At 35.9% G+C, this 21442-nt stretch carries 21 protein-coding genes; 14 read left to right on the top strand and 7 right to left on the bottom strand.

The genetic code is table 11. The annotated features are described in order from the left end of the window. The first annotated feature begins 66 nt into the window (after positions 1-66). The gene (locus QSH13_RS05445) at positions 67-624 is read left to right on the top strand and encodes a GNAT family N-acetyltransferase (RefSeq protein ID WP_286038907.1); all 558 of its coding nucleotides are present in this window, start codon (positions 67-69) and stop codon (positions 622-624) included. Here the strand turns inward: QSH13_RS05445 and QSH13_RS05450 are convergent. Next, positions 602-952 (bottom strand): nitrous oxide-stimulated promoter family protein, encoded by a 351-nt coding sequence (locus tag QSH13_RS05450; RefSeq protein ID WP_109406642.1) that lies wholly within the window; start codon positions 950-952, stop codon positions 602-604. The two genes, QSH13_RS05445 and QSH13_RS05450, sit on opposite strands and share 23 nt — an antisense overlap. 179 nt (positions 953-1131) lie before the next feature. Between QSH13_RS05450 and QSH13_RS05455 the strand changes: the two genes are divergently transcribed. Next, complete coding sequence (locus tag QSH13_RS05455; protein ID WP_162556422.1) at positions 1132-1377, top strand: DinI-like family protein; 246 nt, start codon at positions 1132-1134, stop codon at positions 1375-1377. A gap of 124 nt (positions 1378-1501) precedes the next feature. On the opposite strand, the gene QSH13_RS05460 is transcribed toward QSH13_RS05455, so the two are convergent. Further along, positions 1502-1741, bottom strand: coding sequence for a YecH family metal-binding protein (locus tag QSH13_RS05460; RefSeq protein WP_109396852.1), 240 nt, complete (start codon positions 1739-1741; stop codon positions 1502-1504). A gap of 112 nt (positions 1742-1853) precedes the next feature. Beyond that, complete coding sequence (locus QSH13_RS05465) at positions 1854-2069, bottom strand: DUF465 domain-containing protein (RefSeq protein ID WP_006533649.1); 216 nt, start codon at positions 2067-2069, stop codon at positions 1854-1856. A gap of 252 nt (positions 2070-2321) precedes the next feature. On the opposite strand from QSH13_RS05465, the gene eco reads away from it, so the two are divergent. Next, positions 2322-2813 carry a serine protease inhibitor ecotin gene (gene eco, locus QSH13_RS05470; RefSeq protein ID WP_255311068.1) on the top strand — a complete coding sequence of 164 codons (492 nt, stop codon included), beginning with the start codon at positions 2322-2324 and terminating at the stop codon, positions 2811-2813. Positions 2814-2903: 90 nt separating this feature from the next. Here eco and QSH13_RS05475 read toward each other — a convergent pair whose 3' ends face one another. Then, positions 2904-3341 (bottom strand): universal stress protein, encoded by a 438-nt coding sequence (locus QSH13_RS05475; RefSeq protein ID WP_006533647.1) that lies wholly within the window; start codon positions 3339-3341, stop codon positions 2904-2906. Between the two features lie 534 nt (positions 3342-3875). On the opposite strand from QSH13_RS05475, the gene QSH13_RS05480 reads away from it, so the two are divergent. Further along, positions 3876-4790, top strand: coding sequence for a cation diffusion facilitator family transporter (locus QSH13_RS05480; RefSeq protein ID WP_109406655.1), 915 nt, complete (start codon positions 3876-3878; stop codon positions 4788-4790). 72 nt (positions 4791-4862) lie between these two features. Here QSH13_RS05480 and ghrB read toward each other — a convergent pair whose 3' ends face one another. Then, entirely contained in the window at positions 4863-5822 is a 960-nt protein-coding gene (gene ghrB, locus QSH13_RS05485; protein WP_109406644.1) for a glyoxylate/hydroxypyruvate reductase GhrB, read from the bottom strand. Positions 5823-6278: 456 nt separating this feature from the next. On the opposite strand from ghrB, the gene galE reads away from it, so the two are divergent. From galE to QSH13_RS05535, 10 genes are all read left to right on the top strand, one after another. Further along, positions 6279-7295 carry a UDP-glucose 4-epimerase GalE gene (gene galE, locus QSH13_RS05490; RefSeq protein ID WP_109396850.1) on the top strand — a complete coding sequence of 339 codons (1017 nt, stop codon included), beginning with the start codon at positions 6279-6281 and terminating at the stop codon, positions 7293-7295. Between the two features lie 45 nt (positions 7296-7340). After that, on the top strand, positions 7341-8396 hold the full coding sequence (locus tag QSH13_RS05495) for a UDP-glucose--hexose-1-phosphate uridylyltransferase (protein WP_109396849.1): 1056 nt from the start codon (positions 7341-7343) through the stop codon (positions 8394-8396). Between the two features lie 135 nt (positions 8397-8531). Next, complete coding sequence (gene galK / locus QSH13_RS05500) at positions 8532-9692, top strand: galactokinase (protein WP_109396848.1); 1161 nt, start codon at positions 8532-8534, stop codon at positions 9690-9692. After that, positions 9692-10762: a galactose-1-epimerase gene (gene galM / locus QSH13_RS05505; RefSeq protein WP_109396847.1), complete on the top strand. Its 1071-nt coding sequence runs from the start codon at positions 9692-9694 to the stop codon at positions 10760-10762. Before galK ends, galM begins: the two co-directional genes overlap by 1 nt. A gap of 183 nt (positions 10763-10945) precedes the next feature. After that, a complete protein-coding gene (locus QSH13_RS05510) occupies positions 10946-11956 on the top strand; it encodes a substrate-binding domain-containing protein (RefSeq protein WP_109396846.1) in 1011 nt (336 codons plus the stop codon). Between the two features lie 323 nt (positions 11957-12279). Further along, positions 12280-13914, top strand: a complete 1635-nt coding sequence (locus QSH13_RS05515) for a sodium/sugar symporter (RefSeq protein WP_109396845.1) — start codon at positions 12280-12282, stop codon at positions 13912-13914. Positions 13915-14177: 263 nt separating this feature from the next. After that, on the top strand, positions 14178-16214 hold the full coding sequence (locus QSH13_RS05520) for an IreA family TonB-dependent siderophore receptor (protein WP_109396844.1): 2037 nt from the start codon (positions 14178-14180) through the stop codon (positions 16212-16214). A gap of 107 nt (positions 16215-16321) precedes the next feature. Further along, entirely contained in the window at positions 16322-17179 is an 858-nt protein-coding gene (locus QSH13_RS05525) for an alpha/beta hydrolase (protein WP_286038908.1), read from the top strand. Between the two features lie 349 nt (positions 17180-17528). After that, positions 17529-18695, top strand: a complete 1167-nt coding sequence (locus QSH13_RS05530; protein ID WP_286038909.1) for an MFS transporter — start codon at positions 17529-17531, stop codon at positions 18693-18695. Between the two features lie 205 nt (positions 18696-18900). Continuing rightward, entirely contained in the window at positions 18901-19479 is a 579-nt protein-coding gene (locus tag QSH13_RS05535; RefSeq protein ID WP_185901064.1) for a DUF1287 domain-containing protein, read from the top strand. Positions 19480-19964: 485 nt separating this feature from the next. Here the strand turns inward: QSH13_RS05535 and QSH13_RS05540 are convergent, their stop codons facing one another. Together QSH13_RS05540 and QSH13_RS05545 are read right to left on the bottom strand one after the other, a co-directional pair. After that, the gene (locus QSH13_RS05540) at positions 19965-20348 is read right to left on the bottom strand and encodes a YkgJ family cysteine cluster protein (protein WP_109396980.1); all 384 of its coding nucleotides are present in this window, start codon (positions 20346-20348) and stop codon (positions 19965-19967) included. A gap of 407 nt (positions 20349-20755) precedes the next feature. Beyond that, on the bottom strand, positions 20756-21100 hold the full coding sequence (locus QSH13_RS05545) for a DMT family protein (protein WP_109396839.1): 345 nt from the start codon (positions 21098-21100) through the stop codon (positions 20756-20758). Positions 21101-21442: the final 342 nt, after the last annotated feature.

The raw sequence follows: 21442 nt of genomic DNA on the forward strand, positions 1-21442 counted from the left end.
TCCATTGTTCGTTGCTTATCCTATTTTATCGCTATTGTCTTAATTTTATATAAACAGAGAATAACGATGAATTTAGAGACGCCCAGACTACATCTAAGAGAATGGCGTGAAAGCGATAAAGCGCCATTTTTTTCTAAAATCAACTCTTCATCTGAAGTGATGCGCTATTTCCCTTGCACTTTATCTCAATTAGAAAGTGATAATATGGTTGAGACTATTCGTGAAAAATTTATTCAACAAAATGGATGGGGAATGTGGGCGGTTGAGTTAAAAGAGACTCAAGAGTTTATTGGTTTTGTTGGGTTAAATATACCATCAGCATCTTTACCATTTTATCCCTGTGTAGAAATTGGTTGGCGGATAGCAAAAAAGTTTTGGCGAAAAGGTTATACCTATGAAGCGGCTTTAGCTGTATTTAAATTTGCTTTTGAGACGTTAGGATTAGAAGAGGTTGTTGCTTTTACTGCAGTTTCAAACCTTCCATCTCAAGGTGTAATGAAGAAACTCGGTATGCATCAATCTGATAATTTCTTTCATCCATTATTAGATAAAACACATCCTCTAGCCGAGCATGTTTTATACCGTTTGAAGAAATCTGATTTTATTTTTCAGTTGAACGAATAGTACGCTTTTTTTCAGGAAGTGGAGGTACTGGTTTTTTATCGTCAATAAGGTGACGTATTGCTAAAATTGGATGATAAATTAACATTCGTGGACCAGCCCAGCGCATGATTTGTTTCATTGTTTCTCGCTTAGCAGGTTGATAGCAATGAATAGGGCATTGTTTACAGGCCGGTTTATCTTCACCATAACGACATTTATCTAATCGGTTATAGGAATAATTGATTAATTGTTGATAATAATCTGCGTCAGCTTCAGGATGGGAATGAGCATAGAGGTGAATCATTTTTTGAATGGTTTTTTTCTCACGATTTATTCTTTTTCCTGACATGCCTTTCTCTCTTGGTAATATATTGTATTTATTATACATCTTATAATTAAGCCGATAGAGACGCTAAAATATTATGTAATGCATAATGATAAAAAATTTTATCAAAAAGACTTTTCTTTTTTCTTAGAATATACTACTGTATTTATATACAGTTTATTTGCCTTTAAATGGTGAAACCAATGCGTGTGGAAATTTTATTTAATAAACAATCTAAGGTAACTGACTCATTATTTCCGCTCTTAGAACACGAACTGAGAAAAAAGATCATTCCAGAATATCCAGATATGCAGTTTCGTATTGCCTTTAGTAGCATGAACTCGATTCAAGTTACGGGCATAAAAGATGAAACTAAGCATGAACACATAATGGAACTTATTCAAAGCGTTTGGGAAGATGATAGTTGGTTACAAACAGACGATGAATAAATGAAGTAAAGCAGTAAAACAATTACGATTGTCAGAACGAGTTGGCTTTTTATTTGTTTATATAAAAAGCCAATGATATAGAAAAGGAAATCACTGGCAATCGAGCTTTAACACGATATATCCATTAATGATGACAAATCTTATTTTCACTTGTTGTAAATCCACCCTCAGCTGGAATAAATTTACCTTTCCTTTCTAAGAAATCAACTAATTCAGCTGCTGTCATATTTTCAGCTGAACAAGTATGAAAACGTGAGTCATTACCGAATTGTTTATGGATAGCATCAATGAGTGTTGTTTTAGTAAATGCATTTTCTGATGAAAGGATCATTTGCAAAACTTTATGACCATGTATTGATGACATATTAAGCCCTTTAAAAAAACAAAAGATATATTAATTATGCATCTTTATGGTGTGGTATCTTTGTTTTTAATCATAAAAAGCGATGATAATAAATCATCGCTTAAAAAGAGCCTTATTTTTCACTTCGTTGAAGTATTTTTTGCATTTCATCTTTGAGATGAAGCTTTTCTTTTTTTAGTTTGGCAACTTCATCATTATAGCCAGCTCCGTTAGGGCCTTCTAATTTAGCAATTTCTTGGTCGAGTCGATGATGTTTATCGTAGAGAGCTTCAAAGCGGGGATCACTATTTCTTAATTGAGAAACAAGGGATTGCTGATCTGAGAACATATAACCTCCTATGAAAAGAAATTGGGTCTCTATTTCAGTATAATCATAGATAGCTTATCTGCACGGCGATGTATCACAAATTTACATTTCATGAAAAAACGTGATTTTTCTTTTTAAAACATTCAGAATTATCCGCTCATAGTACTATTTACTAAGATGTTAGCATTCAAGCACTAAAAATATTAGTATTCAGATAACGAGCAATAAAAACATCTGACTAATTTTATTAACGGCGAAGAGTTCGCTGTAAAAATGGAGAGAGTGATGAACAAAGTAATATTATCTTTAGTAGCAGCAATGTCTTTATCTGCGTGTGCACAAGCTACTGACAGTTTAGATAAAGTTGCGCCTTATCCTAAGGCTCAAGAAAATCAAGTTCGTCATGTCATTGAGTTAGAGAAAAAAGATAATGAAAGCAATTATCAGGTTGAATTAATTATCGGTAAAGAACTTAAAGTAGATTGCAATCATCAGTGGTTTGGTGCGGATTTAGATGAAAAGAATTTAGAAGGTTGGGGTTATAGCTATTATGTTGTTGGTGATTTAAATGGCCCAATGTCTACAATGATGGGATGCGCTGACAATACGAAAAAAGATGCCTTTGTACAGGCAAATATAGGATCAGATGCTTTCATCCGTTATAACAGCAAATTACCTATTGTTGTTTATGCGCCAAAAGATGTTGATGTAAAATATCGTATTTGGTCAGCAGCTGAGACTACTCAAGATTCAGTTAAAAAATAATAGTCAGCCCTATTTAGGATAGATGATAGTTTACTAAAAAGCCCTTTGTTGGTGAGACAAAGGGCTTTGTTACGATTTAAAAGCGAAATATTAACGTATAACTAAAACTGACATTTTGGCATGGCGTACAATTGATGATGCTGTTGAGCCTAATAGATAAGAGGAAACATTAGGTCTATGTGAGGCAATCGCAATTAAATCAGCATCAATGTGGCGAGCATATTCTAAAATTTCATCTTTTGCATTACCAACACCAACATTACATATAATCTGCTCATCAGGGATTTTTGCATCTTTGATCATTTCTTGTAGTGCAACAAAAGCAAGACGAGTACGTTCTGACGAATCTTTGAATTTTTCAGGAATAGCGGCAAATTCGATACCAAAGAAAAGTTCAGCATTAGGTATAACGGTGAGGAAGTGGATCTCAGGTTTACCCACCTTTGCTATTTGTTCAATGTGAGTGATTAGTTCCTGAGAAAGTTCATCTTCTAAAATATCAATGGGAACTAGGATTTTCTTATACATTACAAACCTCACTTAGCGTTAGTTTAAAATAATTACTATTATCTCCTAATAGTAAAAAATAGCTGTGATCTGTGTTTTAAATAAGAGTGAGAATGATTATTTACTACTTTATATTATTAAGCATTAAAAATTAAAAACAGTCTAAAATAATATTAGAAATATAATGGAAATAAGTTATACACCTTAACTTGTTGACAGGGAAGCAATAAATAATGTTGTATTAAAAACTAAATTTTCTTTTTTTCATTAAAAATAGAAAATGCATAAAAGAATGATTATCAATTATATTATTGTTTTGTATCTATAAGATTTTATTGATAAAAATAAGAGACAGAAAGATTTAAATATGGCATATTAATAGGTAATGACATCTCAATATGATGTCTGGACAGCAATCTTAGTCCCTAAACTGGATTGTTATTCAGAGTCGTCCTTTATTCTCACCAATGAGTTATGGAACCTGAAATAACCTGTGGAACTCTATTTATCTATGGCAATAGAGTAGGCTATTTAAAACCAAATAAGATTATTATTATGACACATAATCACATTGATGATATTGAGTTGGATCGGGCTGATAATAAGCAGTCTGAAAAATTTAAGGCAGCTAAAAAAAGCACCTTAGTGAGTGTTTTTGTCAATATCATTTTATCCATTTGGCAAATTACAGTGGGCTTTTTCTCACATTCTCAAGGTTTAATTGCTGATGGTATTCACTCACTTTCTGATCTTATTGCTGACTTTGTTGTTTTAATTGCCAATAAAGGGAGTCAGAAAAAACCTGATGCAGACCACCCTTATGGGCATTTTCGTTATGAAAATGTGGCGTCACTTATTCTTGGGGTTATTTTATTAATTGTGGGTTTAGGGATGGTGTTTTCAGCCATTCATAAAATTTTAGATCCATCTACTATTCCTGAAGTTCATAGTGTTGCTTTATATGTGGCTTTACTAGCATTAGCGGCTAAAGAAGGTTTATTCCGCTATATGCTTGCTGTCGCAAAAAAAGTCGACTCAAATATGTTAGTCGCAAATGCTTGGCATGCACGCTCTGATGCCGCTTCTTCATTAGTTGTTGCAATTGGTATTATCGGAAGTTTGGCTGGATTTAAATTTTTTGACCCATTAGCCGCATTAATTGTCGGATTATTTGTTGGGCGAATGGGATGGCGTTTTACTTATCAAGCTCTACAAGATTTAATGGACAGAGGTGCTGATGAAGAAACGCTGGAAGAGATCAAACAGGTACTGGTTTCAACACCGGGTGTACAAGGTGTTCATGATTTAAAGACGCGTCGTTCTGGTGATTATTTACTTGTAGATGTACATCTTGAAATCAAAGGTGATCTCACCGTCAATGAAAGTCACGAGATTGTTGTTAATGCACGTAATAATGTTTTGCAAAATAAACAGATCTTGAGTGTCATGGCTCACGTTGATCCCGCTTAAATTTAATTGAACAGCTAATAAAAAAGGTAATGATAGATTTTCATTACCTTTTTTATATTTTAAATTAGGGCTTTAGAAATTGACGCAGTTTTCTTTTACGTGATTACTTAGCGCCGCAATCAGATTATCTACAGCACATTCCGCCATTGCATAGCGAGTCTCTTTTGTTGCAGAGCCGATATGTGGAACAGCAACGACATTCTTCATCGTTAATAAAGGTGAAGATGAAGATAGAGGCTCTTTTTCAAAAACATCCAGTCCAGCGCCCGCGATCTCTTTTTGTTCTAATGCTTTGATTAATGCTAATTCGTCCACTACAGCTCCGCGTCCTGCATTAATTAAATAAGCATCAGGTTTCATCATTAAAAATTGTTTTTTCCCCATTAAATGATATGTTTCTGGTGTTAATGGCAACGTGATACAGACGAAATCAGATTGCTGTAATAAGGTATCTAAAGAGCAATGCTTTGCTGCAAATTTATTGTTTACTTCTGTATATTCTGTTCGTGAGTGATAAAGAATATTCATATTAAAACCAAAGTGTGCGCGCTGTGCTAAGGCTTTACCTATTCTCCCCATGCCAATAATACCCATGGTTTTATGATGAACATCAGTACCGTACCAATCAGCTGTGATACCTTTAACCCATAAACCTTGTTTAACATTATCAGCAAGTTCAGGGATACGTCTTGCTACGGCAAGGACTAATCCCATCATGGTATCGGCGACAGTATCTGTTAATACCGTTGGAGTATGCATTAGTTTAATATTACGTTTGGTGAGTGCATTAACGTCAATATTGTCATAGCCTACAGATACCGTTGAAACGGCTTTTAAATGAGGTGCTTGGTTAATAAAGTTTTCATCGATATTGCCACCAGCACCTAGTAATCCAGAGGCATTAGCAAGCGCTAAACGGAAGTCATTAGAGTCTAAAGAGAGTGTTTTAAATTGTTTGATATCAGCAAAGTCAGATAGTTTGTTGTACAGTTTTTCGGGAAGATCTTGATATAGCACGACAATCGGTTTCATTACATTTTCCTTATATATTCAACGTGCTTATTGGGTACTTATTGGTGGTGCTTATTGTATATAGTTGTTGATTGTTTTTTCCTCGAATTATTTAGAGGGGAGTGTTCTTACTCCGCTTAAACATATTAGCGGGGAAGTTAATAAGGTATGATAAAACGTATTGAATGTCAGTTTTATCATGTAATTAACGGATTAATTCAGATGTAACCGTTTACTTTAAATGGGTGTCATTTTTTATAGATAAAGAGGTGGATGTGTTACGTATTGCATTAACTTACTGTAATACAATTTTAAACTCATACTTTTATTAAATGTTATATGTGCGAAAAGTGTGTAAACGTTTACACTAAATGTCGGTTTGATCACGAAATGATTTTGTTGATCTTGTTAAACTCTGTGTCAGTGAACAGAAACCGTCTTGCGCTTTTCCTTTGAATTGAATCAAAAGAGGTGAATGTGGAAATATTAGTAACAGGTGGTATGGGATATATCGGTAGTCATACTTGCGTACAAATGATCGAAGCGGGAATGACACCGATTATTTTAGATAACCTTAGCAATGCGAATGAAGAAGTACTTAATCGTGTTGAAGCTTTAACAGGTAAACGCCCTCTGTTTTATAACGGTGATATTCGTGATGACCAGCTATTAGCATCAATTTTTGCTAAGCATTCTATTCAGTCTGTTATTCATTTCGCAGGATTGAAAGCGGTCGGTGAATCTGTTCAGAAGCCAATTGAGTATTACGATAACAATGTTAATGGCACATTGGTGCTAGTGCGTTGTATGCGTGATGCGGGTGTAAAAAGCATTATTTTTAGCTCATCTGCAACTGTTTATGGTGATCCTCAAACGGTTCCTATTACTGAAGATTCGCCAGTAGGGGGGACAACTAACCCTTATGGCACCAGTAAATATATGGTTGAGCGTATTTTATCTGACTTATTTATTGCTGATGAAAGTTGGTCTATTAGTTTGTTACGTTATTTTAATCCAGTAGGGGCGCATCCATCAGGTACGATGGGCGAAGATCCTAAAGGTATTCCAAATAACTTAACTCCTTATATTTCTCAAGTGGCAATTGGTCGTCGTGAACAAGTAGCTGTTTTTGGTAATGATTATCCAACAAAAGACGGTACAGGTGTTCGTGATTATATTCACGTTATGGATCTGGCTGATGGTCATATCGCAGCATTAAATGTACTAGGTAAAAAAGCGGGCTTACATATTTATAATTTGGGAACAGGTAATGGTACTAGCGTGATTGAAATGATTGAAGCATTTCGTAAAGCTAGCGGTAAGCCTATTCCTTATCAATTACAAGCTCGCCGACCTGGTGATATTGCAGAATGTTGGTCAAGCCCTGCAAAAGCAGAGAAAGATTTACACTGGAAAGCCATTCGTTCAATTGATGATATGGCTGCGGATGCTTGGCGTTGGCAGTTACAAAACCCAAATGGTTATCTGAAATAAGATTTAAAGTTTTTAGATAATCTTAAATAAATAAGAGAGAAGGTTATGTCGAAACTGATTTTTGATCCTGTTGAACATCCTCATCGTCGTTACAATCCGTTAACTGGTCAGTGGATTTTAGTTTCACCACATAGAGCGAAACGACCTTGGAATGGCAAAGATGAAAAGCCTCAGATTGCGACACTTCCCTCTTATGATCCCCACTGCTATTTGTGTCCCAATAATACCCGTGTTTCCGGCGATAAAAACCCCGATTACACAGGAACGTATGTCTTTAATAATGATCATTCTGCATTGTTGCAAGATGAATATCATGTTGAGCCTTCATCAAACCCGTTATTTCAGACTCAAACAGTAAGAGGAATTAGTCGAGTTGTCTGTTTCTCGCCTGATCATGGAAAAACGATCCCAGAATTGCCCGTCAGTAGCTTACGTAAAATTGTTGATACTTGGGATAACCAAATAGAATCACTCAGCAAAGAATATCTTTGGGTTCAAGTCTTCGAGAATAAAGGCGAAACGATGGGATGCTCTCAACCTCATCCTCATGGGCAAATTTGGGCAAGTGATTTCTTGCCTAATGAATTAGCACGAAAAGATACGCAATTAAAAGCTTACTTTGAAAAATACGGGCGCAATCTATTAATCGATTATGTTGATGCTGAATGTAAAGATGCAACTCGTACTGTAGTTGAAACAGAACATTGGCTGGCAGTCGTTCCTTATTGGGCTTCTTGGCCCTATGAAACGATGTTGTTACCTAAAGTGCACATTCGAAGAATGAGTGAATTAAATAGTGCTCAGCGAGATGATCTCGCTATTGCAATGAAAAAATTAACAAGCCGTTATGATAATTTATTCCATTGTTCTTTCCCTTATTCAATGGGATGGCATTTTGCACCTTCTTTTAAAGATGAGAGAAATATCGATCACTGGCAATTACATGCACTTTACTATCCGCCATTATTACGTTCAGCCACTGTGCGTAAATTTATGGTGGGATATGAAATGTTGGCAGAATCGCAAAGAGATCTAACGCCAGAACAAGCCGCGAATAATTTACGTCAAGTAAGTGATATTCATTATAAAGAGCAACGTTAACGACCTGCGATATGGCTAGGTATTTTAATTAATCTGCTTTTTATTGAGCACGAAATAAATTAAATCAAACATCTCATTATTTACATAATGATGTGATGGGGTTTCTGTTACTTAATTTTAAGCTAAGGATTTATTATGCAGGCACTTATTAATAATGTGACTCGTTCATTTTCAACTATATTTGGTTACGCACCTACACATTTTATTCAAGCGCCAGGTAGGGTAAACCTTATTGGTGAACATACTGATTATAATGATGGTTTTGTTTTACCTTGTGCAATTAATTATCAAATGGTCGTTGCAGCAGCAAAACGAGATGATAATACTATTCGTGTCATTGCGGTTGATTACCAAAATGATGTTGATGAATTTAGCCTCGATAATACCATTGAATTTTTACCTAATAAAATGTGGGCTAATTACGTTCGTGGTGTTATTCATTTTCTACAAAAAGATAACTACTCTTTTCATGGTATGGATATTGCGATATCCGGAAATGTTCCTCAAGGTGCAGGGTTAAGTTCTTCTGCTGCGTTAGAAGTTGCCATTGGTCAAACGCTTAAAACACTTTATCAATTACCTATTAGCCAAAAAGAGATTGCATTAAATGGCCAAAAAGCAGAAAACCAATTTGTCGGTTGTAATTGTGGCATTATGGATCAACTTATTTCGGCTTGTGGTGAAGAAAATCATGCACTATTAATCGATTGTCGTTCATTAGAAACGTCGGCGGTAACCATGCCCGAAAATATGATCGTGATGATTATCAATACCAATAAAAAGCGTGGTTTAGTGGATAGTGAGTACAATACCCGTCGTCAACAGTGTGAAGAAGCTGCTCGTATTCTAAATGTGACTGCATTAAGAGATGCCACATTAGAGGATTTAGTGGCAAAAAAAGCATTAATGAGCGAAGTGGTTTATCGTCGGGCACGTCATGTTATCACTGAAAATGGTCGTACATTAGATGCAGCAGAAGCTTTACGCCATGGTGATTTAACCACATTGAGCCAGTTAATGATGCAATCACATCACTCAATGCGCGATGATTTTGAAATCACAGTCAAAGAGGTTGATTCATTGGTTGAAATCGTGAAATCGGTGATTGGTGATCGTGGTGGTGTAAGAATGACTGGTGGTGGATTTGGCGGTTGTGTCGTAGCATTAGTGACACCAGATTTAGTTGATAAAGTCGTTGACTCTGTTAAGGCGCAATACGAAGCTAAAACGGGATTAAAAGAAACTATCTATGTCTGCTCTGCAAGCCAAGGAGCGGGCTATTCGGAGGCAAAATAATGGCGACTAATGAGCTTCGCTTTCTTGAACCTGAACAAATGACAGCACAACCTGCATCAGATGGAAAACCTGCGCAAATAGTGGTGCTTAAAAATCGTTTTGGTATGTCCATTTCTTTAATGGATATTGGTGCAACTTGGTTAACCTGTATTGTACCCGTTAATGGATATCGTCGAGATGTGTTATTAGGCTCTGCGGATATGAATGCCCATAAACAACAAACAGCGTATTTAGGTGCAACGGTTGGTCGTTTTGCTAATCGTATTGCTGGGGCTAAGTTTGTATTAGCCGGGCAAGAATATAAAATTAGTGCGAATGAAGGTAAAAATACCTTACATGGTGGTAAGCAAAACTTCAGTCATCTTCGCTGGGAGATCACCGCACAATCTTCTCAATCTGTTACTTTTTCACTGATATCAAAAGATGGTGATCAAGGTTTTCCTGGTACTGTGAAAGTTAATGTGACCTATACTCTGACAGATAATAATGAAGTATGTATTGATTATCAGGCGATAAGTGATAAAGCCACACCACTAAGTTTAACTAATCATGCTTATTTCAATCTTGCAGGTGAACATACTGAGCGTACTGCACTTGAGCATGATTTAAAAATTTGTGCGTCTCATTATTTAAAAAATGGTCAAGGTAATATTCCTACGGGTGAATTTGTAAGTGTAATAGGAACGGGGTTTGATTTTCGTAAATTAAAACGTGTTGGTCTCGATTTTATGGTAGATGAATGCCAAAAAGCCGCGAATGGTTATGATCATGCGTTTATTTTAGATAAGAAAGCAAACGAGGATAAAACGCCCGTTGCGACTGTTGTTGCCCCCGAAGGTGAACTTAAAATGGATGTTTTTACAACCATGCCTTCTGTCCAGTTCTATACAGGTAACTTTCTGGCAGGAACAAAAGGAAAGAGCCGCCATTACGGCAATTACTCAGGATTGGCATTAGAAACACAATATTTTCCAGATGGCCCTAATCATCCTGAATGGCATGAAAATCAAGGTATTTTACCTGCAAATACAGCGTGGAATAGCCAAACAATCTATAAGTTTTACTCGTAATAATAAAAGGAAAGTGTAAACGCTTTCCTTTTCACTATTTATTTGATCTTTTTACTTTTTAAATTTCACTTCTTCGCTGATAATCAAGCCACTTAAATTCTATTACTCTCTTTTTTCTTTGTTTGTAGATTAACGGTTCGTTATTTCTTAACCATGAATAAAGGTGATCCATAAGGAGTGGATATGGCGACTATCAAAGATGTAGCGAAAGAAGCGGGTGTTTCTGTCGCGACTGTATCTAGAGTCATAAATAACTCGCCGAAAGCAAGTCAAACATCTATCGAAACCGTTAATGCAGCGATGCAAAAGCTGGGCTATCGACCTAATGCGGCAGCAAGGGCTTTGGTTAGTCAAAGTACGCAAACTTTGGGGGTTTTAGTGCATGATGTTTCTGATCCCTTTTTTGGCACACTCGTTAAAGCGGTTGATAACGTTGCAAGACAATCAGGGAAACACATCTTGGTCTGTAATGGTTATCATGATGCTCAAGATGAGCGACAATCTATTGAGTTATTGATTAATAGCCGCTGTGATGGCCTTGTGATCCATTCAAAAGCACTTTCTGATGAAGAGTTGCTGGCTTATGCGCATGAAGTTAAAAGCATGGTATTGATTAACCGTTTTATTCCTGAAATTGCTGAACGTTGTGTTGCTTTAGATAATTATAAAGGGGCATGGATGGCAACAGAGCATCTTATCCGCCAAGGCCATACTAAAATTGCGTATATTTCATCAACTCATCATATTGAAGATACAACTCAGCGCCTTGCTGGTTATAAAGCTGCATTAGAAGCTAATAATATCTCATTGTCCGAAAGCTATATTGAATATGGTGAGCCGGAAGGTGAAGGCGGGGAAAAAGCCATGATGCATTTGCTAACAAAATCAATTGATTTTACAGCCGTAGTGACTTACAACGACTTTATGGCCGCAGGGGCTTTATCTGTTCTTGATGAAAATGAAATCCCTGTACCTGAAAAAATCTCAGTTATTGGTTTTGATGATGTCTTAATTGCACGTTATATTCACCCTCGTTTAACTACGGTACGTTATCCTGTACAAATGATGGCAGAGCAAGCTGCAACACTTGCTATCAAGCTTTCTAAAGGTGAAATACTTGAACAGAAACAACGTATTTTCTCGCCAACATTAGTTCAACGTAATTCCGTTTTTAATCTTAGCCACCTCGCTTAATTACCTTATTTACTTTTTATTTAGCTGATCCTCTTAATGGTTTTCAACATTAAGAGGTCATATTTAATCAGTTAGTGTAATCGTTATCATTTTTAGATCTTTTTTCAACGGTTATTTAACTATCTGAGATTTTTTAAATAAAATTATTATCGTATTTTAAGCTTAGATCTTACTTTACTCATCATGCTAATCGTTTGTTTTCCTATTTTATGATCCATTTACGTAACATGAGCGATAAATTTGTGAACAGAGTAACGGAAAAAGATTGTGAAAACGTTTACATTGAAGCCCTATTCTCTCTATGGGTCTGAAAGGAAAATATTATGCATACAGAAGGTGTTGGGTTAAGCACAATAGACTATGCAATTTTTGCCCTCTATGTTGTTATCATTATTAGTCTAGGATTATGGGTTTCTCGTTCAAAGGATGGTGAGAAAAAAGGAACAAAGGACTATTTTTTAGCAGGTAAAACCCTTCCTTGGTGGGCAATTGGTTCTTCGCTTATTGCTGCTAATATTTCAGCAGAACAATTTATTGGTATGTCAGGATCTGGTTTCTCCATTGGTCTTGCTATCGCCTCTTATGAATGGATGGCCGCACTGACATTAATTATTGTTGCTAAATACTTTTTACCTGTCTTTATCGAAAAAGGTATTTATACCATTCCAGAATTTGTTGAGAATCGTTTTAAAAGCCGTAATTTAAAAACCATTCTTGCCGTATTCTGGTTGGCATTATTTATCTTTGTTAACTTAACCTCGGTTCTTTATTTAGGTTCATTGGCACTAGAAACCATACTAGGTGTACCGATGATGTATGCCATCATTGGTTTAGCATTATTTGCTGTTATCTATTCACTTTATGGTGGACTTTCTGCTGTTGCATGGACAGACGTAGTACAAGTGTTCTTCCTTATCCTTGGTGGCTTATTTACCACTGTATTAGCAGTCAGCTATATCGGTGGAGATGGTGGGATCATGGAAGGTTTGAGCAAAATGACACAAGCCGCACCTGATCACTTTAAAATGATCTTAGAGAAAGATAATCCGCAATTTATGAATTTACCTGGTATCGCGGTACTGATTGGTGGTTTATGGGTTGCTAATCTCTATTATTGGGGCTTTAACCAATATATTATTCAGCGCGCTTTAGCCGCTAAATCTATTAACGAAGCACAAAAAGGGCTAGTGTTTGCTGCATTCTTGAAACTTATCGTGCCTGTCCTTGTTGTTGTGCCTGGTATTGCTGCATTTGTTATTACAACTAACCCTGAATTAATGGCGGGGTTAGGGACAATGGCACAAGCGCATATTCCAACGTTGTCACAAGCAGATAAAGCTTATCCTTGGTTAACTCAGTTCTTACCAGTAGGTGCAAAAGGCGTTGTTTTTGCTGCACTTGCCGCTGCAATAGTTTCATCCTTGGCCTCTATGCTTAACTCTATCGCGACTATTTTCACGATGGATATTTATAAAGAATATATTGGACCAAAAGCTTCTGAAACACGTTTAGTGAATGTGGGGCGTATTAGTGCCGTTGTTGCTTTAATTATTGCTTGCTTTATTGCGCCATTATTAGGTGGTATCGATCAGGCATTCCAATATATTCAGGAATATACAGGCTTAGTGAGCCCAGGAATTTTAGCAGTATTCCTATTAGGTTTATTCTGGAAAAAAACGAATGCAAAAGGTGCAATCATTGGTGTGGTTTTATCTATACCGTTTGCGTTGTTCCTAAAATTAATGCCATTAGGTATGCCATTCCTTGATCAAATGATGTACACCTTTATATTTACTACTGTTGTGATTGCTTTAGTTAGTTTAAGTTCGACTAAAACTGATGACAGTATAGGGGCGATAGCATTAACAGATAAAACCTTTAAAACACAAAGTGGGTTCAATATTGCTTCCTACACCATTATGATCATTTTATGTGTGCTTTATGCCGTATTCTGGTAATAACAAGATTGTAATTTGCTAATTCTCTAAATCTAAAAATATTCTACAAAACGATACAAAGCAGATGGTTATGCCATCTGCTTTTTTTTGTTGTGTTCAAAAATCCGTTCTTTTTGTACCTAATAGGAAAGGCACTAATTTTCTTTGATATAGATTAAAAAAAAACAATAAATACGAAAAGAAAATCATTCTCATAACTATTTGGTTAAGATAATATCAATCATTCTCATTATTATAATTGTTATATATTCAGGGGATCTCTAATGAACTTTAAAATGGGCGTTTTAACAGCCTGTATTCTATCTGCCTCTTACCCGCTGTATGCACAAGAAAATAAAGAAGAAAAACTTGTTGTATCAGCATCTGGATTTGCTCAACAAATTACAAATGCACCAGCAAGTATTACTGTCATCAGCAAAGAACAACTCGCCAAGAAACCCGTTCATGATTTAGCTGACGCTGTAAAAGGCGTTGAAGGCGTTAGCATTAATGGAAATGCTAATAAACAAGAAATTACGATGCGTGGTTTACCGGGCGAATACACTCTTATTCTTGTTGATGGTCGCCGCCAAAATAGCCGTGAGTCACGTCCTAATGGAAGTGGGGGGTATGAAGGTGGTTTTATTCCACCAGCAGATGCGATTGAACGAATAGAAGTGATCCGTGGACCAATGTCATCTCTGTATGGCTCTGATGCGATGGGTGGTGTTATCAATATTATCACTAAACCAGTAACAAAAGAGTGGCATGGCTCTGTTGCACTTGGTGGTACATTGCAACATAACCGTGATGCTGGTGATTCCATTAATGGTGATTTTTATCTTTCAGGACCTCTAATTGAAGATAAATTAGGCTTACAACTTTACGGCAATACCTATTTACGTGCTGAAGATAAAATTACTTATGGTCAAGGTCGTAATGACAACAAAAATATTACGGCAAAATTGGCATTCACACCAACTGATAACCAAACTATTTTATTAGAAGCGGGTCGCAATACGTTACAGCGTACAACGACACCAGGTAAATCCATGAGTCAGTTTACCAATCGAGGTGGGCGTCTTGATGAAAATAAAATGTTAGAAACCAATAATGACCGTAACCACTGGGCATTAACCTATAAAAATCAGTTTGATATTCTGCATTCAGAATTAAGTGTGTATCAAGAACAAACTAAGCGTATTACCAAAACAGAAATGATTGATAAAACGACGAAGGAGCGTGAAGAGTATTACGAAGATCGTCGCCCTGAAATTACCAATACTGTTTTTGATGCGAAATTTACCGCATTCTTACCGGATAACGTAATGACTTTTGGTGGTCAATATCAATATTCGCGTTTAAAAGATGAATCATCCACGGGTTCTGGTATTCAGCAATCCACGATTACCGCTGATCAAAAAGCGTTATTCCTTGAAGATGAATATAGTGTAACAGACAACTTGGCGTTAACGGGTGGTGTGCGCCTTGATGATCACGAATATTACGGTAATCACTGGAGCCCAAGAGCGTATGCCGTTTATCATTTAACTGATGAATTGACTTTAAAAGGTGGTGTAGCGAAAGCCTTTAAAGCGCCAAGTTTACGTGAAATCAGTCCTCAATACGGTACTTCAACTGAAAAAGGCCGTGCGATTATGTACGGTAATCGTGATTTAAAACCTGAAACATCAGTTAGCCAAGAAATTGGTATCGGCTATGATAATGGGGATGGTATTACCGCAAGTGTGACTTTCTTTAATACTGATTTTAAAGATAAGCTAACAAACTATGATACGGGTGAAAAAGATCCCATTACAGGTTTAAAACTGTATCAATTCGATAATGTGGGTAAAGCAAATATTAAAGGGATCGAAACAGCAGTGGGATTCCCTATTGCTGAAAGTTGGCACGTGAATGCAAACTACACCTATATTGATTCAGAACGTAGAAGTGATGATGAGAAATTAGCATCTGGTGAATCTTTAAAAGGCTATCCACTTGATATGACACCAAAGCATAGCGCTAATGCACGAGTTGATTGGCAGTTTGATGAAGCAACCAGTTTTTATGCCAATACCGCCTATACAGGGAAACAAATCTGGGCTGCACAGCGGAATGGTTACACTGGTGCACGTTATCGTAGTGGGTACACAACTTTTGATTTAGGGATGACCTATAACTTTAATAAAAACACAATGTTTAATTTTGCGGTATTAAATATTACAGATGAAACAGGCCCCGCTGTAAATGATAAAGGCGGTAACTGGGTTGTCGATGAAGGTCGTCGTTATTGGGCGAATATTAAATATAGCTTCTAATCTAGCCTAAATTAGAATAAACCCCGTATTAAATATGGGGTTTATTTTTTATGTCCCTTTATTATTTTAAGGTTTCATTTTTAAATTACCGACAGAGTATCTGATTTATGCGAATACTAATGTTATGTGGAATGATTATGTTATCTGCGATTGCTCAAGCTAGACCTAACCAAGAGGTTCCTGATATTGAGTCTCAGGCTCACTCTTTTTACCAAATTACAGATAAAGAAGTGGCATATGAAGGAAAACAGTATCGCCTTTTTCTGGCGATCCCTAAAAACACCACAAAGACAGCATTAATTTATAGTGTTGATGGAAATGCTCAGTTTCCGTTGATGATAAACGAAGCTATAAAGCAGAAAAATAAATCGTTACCCGCAATTATCAGTGTGGGTTATGTGGGGGATAAAGCTTATTTTATTACAGAGAGAACGCATGACTATACGCCGAGTGTAAAAGGCGATGCATTTAGTCGAGGCGGAAATGCAGAGAATTTTTATCAATTCTTTTTAACGCAAGTAAGACCTTATGTGTTAGAGCAACTTGCTGAAGAAAAAATATCGATTACTCAGCAATCTCTGTTTGGTCACTCTTTTGGTGGTGTATTTACTCTCTATGTTTTATTCAATCATCCAGAAACATTTCAACATTATATTGCAGCAAGTCCATCATTATGGTGGGGGAAAGGTGAATGGGTAACAAAAGAGCAATGGCAAGCTATTCCTAATGATATTTCTATTACAATAACCTTAGGTGAAAAAGAAGAAAAACCAGACTTAAGCCGATTAAGTGAAGAGCAACAGAAAAATTATCAAGAGCGTAGTAGTTGGTTAACGCAACGTCAGTTATGTGAATATTTGTCAGAAGCAGGAAAACAGTGTGAATTTTATCTGTTTGAAGGCAAAGGTCATGGTGGTTCAATTCCTGATGCGATTAATATTGCTTTAGAAAAGATTGTTGAATAAACAACAGTATCTTCTTATTATTTCTATTTAATTGGGTACGTATTTACTTGCCACTATGTATGTAAAAATACTTATCTTTTAATAAAAATAAAGATCAGATTAGCGCTATTTATTTTGGCTAGAAAAGGCGATAATTACGATTGATATAAATAAAATTGTCTTCTGACATTAGATTTTATAATTTTATTTATCATCATTTAAACGTTATATTCGCGTCTCCTAATTTTAGGGACGCCATCCACTGTTTTCACCTTTGTTTCTTTTATCTTTCCTAGATAAAAGAACCGCCTCTATCTGGCATCGAGAAAACAGCGCATCATCAACCGTTTTGATTGTGGAGACGAGGGTAGTGAAACAGCACACTACTTTGGTACGCAAAGGCGACAGTACATTAGTACCTGTGGCTGGGTTAACGGTATTTGCTATTGCATCGGGCTATTTAATGAGTTTAATTCCGCTGTCTATGAGCAGTTTTGGAATGGATACACTCTATGCCAGTTGGTTAGCAAGTATTTATTTTATTGGATTGTTAATAGGTTCCGTCATGATAGAACCTATTATTGCAAGAATAGGGCATCGTCTTTCTTTCGTTGTATTTTTATTATTACTGGCAGTGACTGTCGGTGTGTTGCCTTTCATGCCTTATTTATCAGCATGGATAGTTTTCCGTTTTATTGGTGGTATGGCGGTCGCAGGTATATTTGTTGTTGTCGAGTCATGGCTATTAATTGGTGATAATCCTAAAGAGCGAGCTAAACGCTTAGGTTTTTATATGACCTCGCTTTATGGTGGCACGACATTAGGACAATTGGCAATTGGTGCAATTGGTACACAAGGCGCTATCCCGTTTATGGCGATATTAGTTTTGTTATTAATCGCCGTGTTACCGCCTCTGCTTTTTAAACAAGGGCAACCACAAGGACATGATCATAAAAGTTTGTCACTCAAGCAGATGAGTCGATTAAATAAAGCTGCTTTAGTGGGCTGTATGGTGTCTGGTGTTGTCATGGGCAGTATTTATGGCATGATGCCATTAGCTTTAAATCAAGGGCAATTTACAACAGACCAAATAGGTGTGTTGATGGCAGCAATTATTTTAGGTGGAATGGTGGTTCAGCCTATTATTAGCAAATTGTCTGTGATGATAAGCAAAACACTGTTATTAGCGATGATGTGTTTAGTGGGCGTTTTTGCCATGGGGCTGACTTATCTTTCTAGCGATTATATGGTGCTTATTATTGCACTAGCGCTATTGGGAATGTCTTCTTTTGCACTTTATCCTATCGCTATTACATTGGCGTGTGATCATGTGAATGTGAATTACATTGTCGCTATCACACAAGTGATGCTATTAAGTTATAGCATTGGCTCTGCTATTGGACCTTTAGGGGCGGGGATGTTTATGGCTCAAGCCAATAATGGCATTATGAATTTTTTCTTTGTGGTGTTATTAGTGACGGCAATTTATATGCTTTTTGCAAGTTTACGCCGTAAAAGTCATATTGTGCTGAACTAAACTACTTTCTTTTACCTGTTCTCTTTCTTATTTTTTCTCTTATTTATCAGCCGAGCTTACCGTAAAGGTGGCTCGGCTTTTTATATCTATTATCAAAACGAATTAAGACTTCCCTTATGTTTTTATGTTGTGCTTTATCAGTATAAACAGATAACGCAACTTCTTTCTTAAATAATGGATTTAACGTTTTCATGGAGAACATACAGTGAAAATTAGCGTATTACTCTTACTCATTATTCCTCTTTCAAGTGCACAAGCGATAACTTCAGAACAAAATAAAAAGCTGGTGGAGTATGCAGCTAACTTACCAAGAGCCGTATTTTATGATTCTGATTATCGTAAAATAGATTACCCAATGGGGGACGTACCTGCTTATAAAGGAGTATGTAGTGATGTGATCATTCGTAGTTATCGTGGGATTGATATTGATTTACAAAAACTATTGCATGAAGACATTAAAGCACATTTTTCGGCTTACCCAAGTAAACGAATGTGGGGATTGAATAAGCCTGATACGAACATTGATCATCGTAGAGTTCCCAATTTAGAAGTCTTTTTTACACGAAAAGGAAAAGTAAAGCCGATTACAAAAAATGCAGAAGATTATGTACCAGGCGATATTATTAGTTGGCGCCTAGATAATGGGCGGCCTCATATTGGTATTGTAGTAAATAAGAAAAGCTGGGATAACCAACGCTATCTAGTTATGCATAATATTGGATTTGGGCAAGTTGCCGAGGATGTCTTATTTTCATGGAGAATAACCGGACACTTTACCTACTAACTACTAAATAAGTAAGCAAGGAAAATTTGAGATGTTTAGTTTTTTATAAAAAATAGAATAAAAATAACAACAGTAAAAACAAATATAAAAATTAAACAATAAGAAAAATAATGCCCATACTAATTTTATGTAAAGTATGGGCATTATTTCTGGGAAAGAATATTCTCATCAGAAATATTCATAATTATTCCTCTAAGCCACCGAGTAACATACTAACGACAGCAGTAGAACAGATAAAAGAAAGGAAAAGGATAAAAAAAGAGCTACTGATCATAATACCCCCCAATTTTGTTACTTTTTTTAAATAAAAAACCTCACTAAATAAGAGTTATTAGTTAATTACCTTATATACTAGGTTATTTAAAAATAAAGTCAAACTAACGTGTTATTTAATAATGATTTTTTGTTGTATTATTTTATTTTTTTATAAAAATGCATATTGGATGGTATTGAATGATCAGGAGGGGATTAACCCCTCTGATGTCTTACGCGGTGTGAGGCAATGTGATATGAGTTAATGGTGGTAAACCATAAGCAGCTCTCGCACGATCGCAAGCTTCATTATGGATGCCATTTACCCAAGATTGTTGGAATTCACGGCAAGGAGAAGGGCGTTGTTCGTAGATAGAACAGCTTACACACTCTCCCACCTCACCAATCAGTTTGTCACAGCGTGGTTTTTTAGAGTTTGTTCCTTTCATGCAAGAGAGAAAAGGTGTTAACGGCTCTGTTAATTCATCAGGAACCACACCTCCACCACTTACCATTTCAGCCCAATAGAATGAAACTCTAAAATAGGCGCAACAAGCACCACAATGCATACAGGGATTATCCTGCATATAAATAAAATCGTTAGAATGTTTGCTCATACCAGATACCATTTTATCTGACGTTAAAGTGACAAAACGCACCTTTTAAGTGTGCGGTAGTTTAAGAGAGGCAAAAAAAAGACAGAGAAACGATGCTTCTCTTAGAGCAATCATTATGCGCTGAATGAAAAATATTTTTCAAGAGAAATGTTTCTATATATAGAAGATATTTATTACAAAACAGACTATTGTTTTGGAAAAATCATCTAAATAGACTATATAACTTAATGGTAAGTGATGGTGTTATTTTATCCTCCATAAAAGCCACACTATAAATAGTATTAAAAGTAATCAAAAAGTTAAGTTTCGAATAAAAAAGCCTTATCAGTTTTTGATAAGGCGATAATAAAATAAGCGTAGAAAATGTGCTGAAAAAATGAGCTAACAATATCTATTACTCGGTTTTTCTAAAAAGGTCCTTTAAAGATAAATAAAGCGCCTGCACCAATTAAAAGAAAACCAATAAAGTGATTTAATGTAAAATTTTCTCCTAAATAAGTGACAGAAAAAATAGCGAAAATAGTTAAAGTAATCACTTCTTGTATGGTTTTTAATTCTGCCGCACTGTAGTAATTATGACCAATGCGATTTGCAGGTACAGCAAAACAGTATTCAACAAAGGCAATCAACCAGCTTAAAACAATGACAACAATAAGGGGTTTATTGCCATATTTTAGGTGTCCATACCAAGCAAATGTCATAAAAACGTTGGAAATTATGAGAAGAATAATGGGGGTGAATTTATAAAGCATATTGGTGATACCACTGGTCGTTTTTAGGTAAAAATTGCCAATAAGAGTGGTATGAGATTACTGCAAAAAAAGTGGATTTTCTATTGCTATACTAAGAAAAAAATAGTGAAAATTGAAATAGCAGATTTTTTCAGTATAAGAAAATTTGTTATTTTATCAGTAAAAAGCAAAGTTAAAGCAGTAAATGGCTATTTTTTAAATTATTGATTGGTTTTTAATCTATCAATTGTATGTTAAATAATATTTATTTAATAAAGAATAAAAAACAGGTTTAAATTTAAAAGACATTAATAATGTTTTTTTATTATTACTTGATTGGCGTTTAAAGTTATCGGGTAATAT

Origin of the sequence: Proteus faecis (assembly GCF_030286765.1) — a bacterium.
Lineage (GTDB): Bacteria > Pseudomonadota > Gammaproteobacteria > Enterobacterales > Enterobacteriaceae > Proteus > Proteus faecis.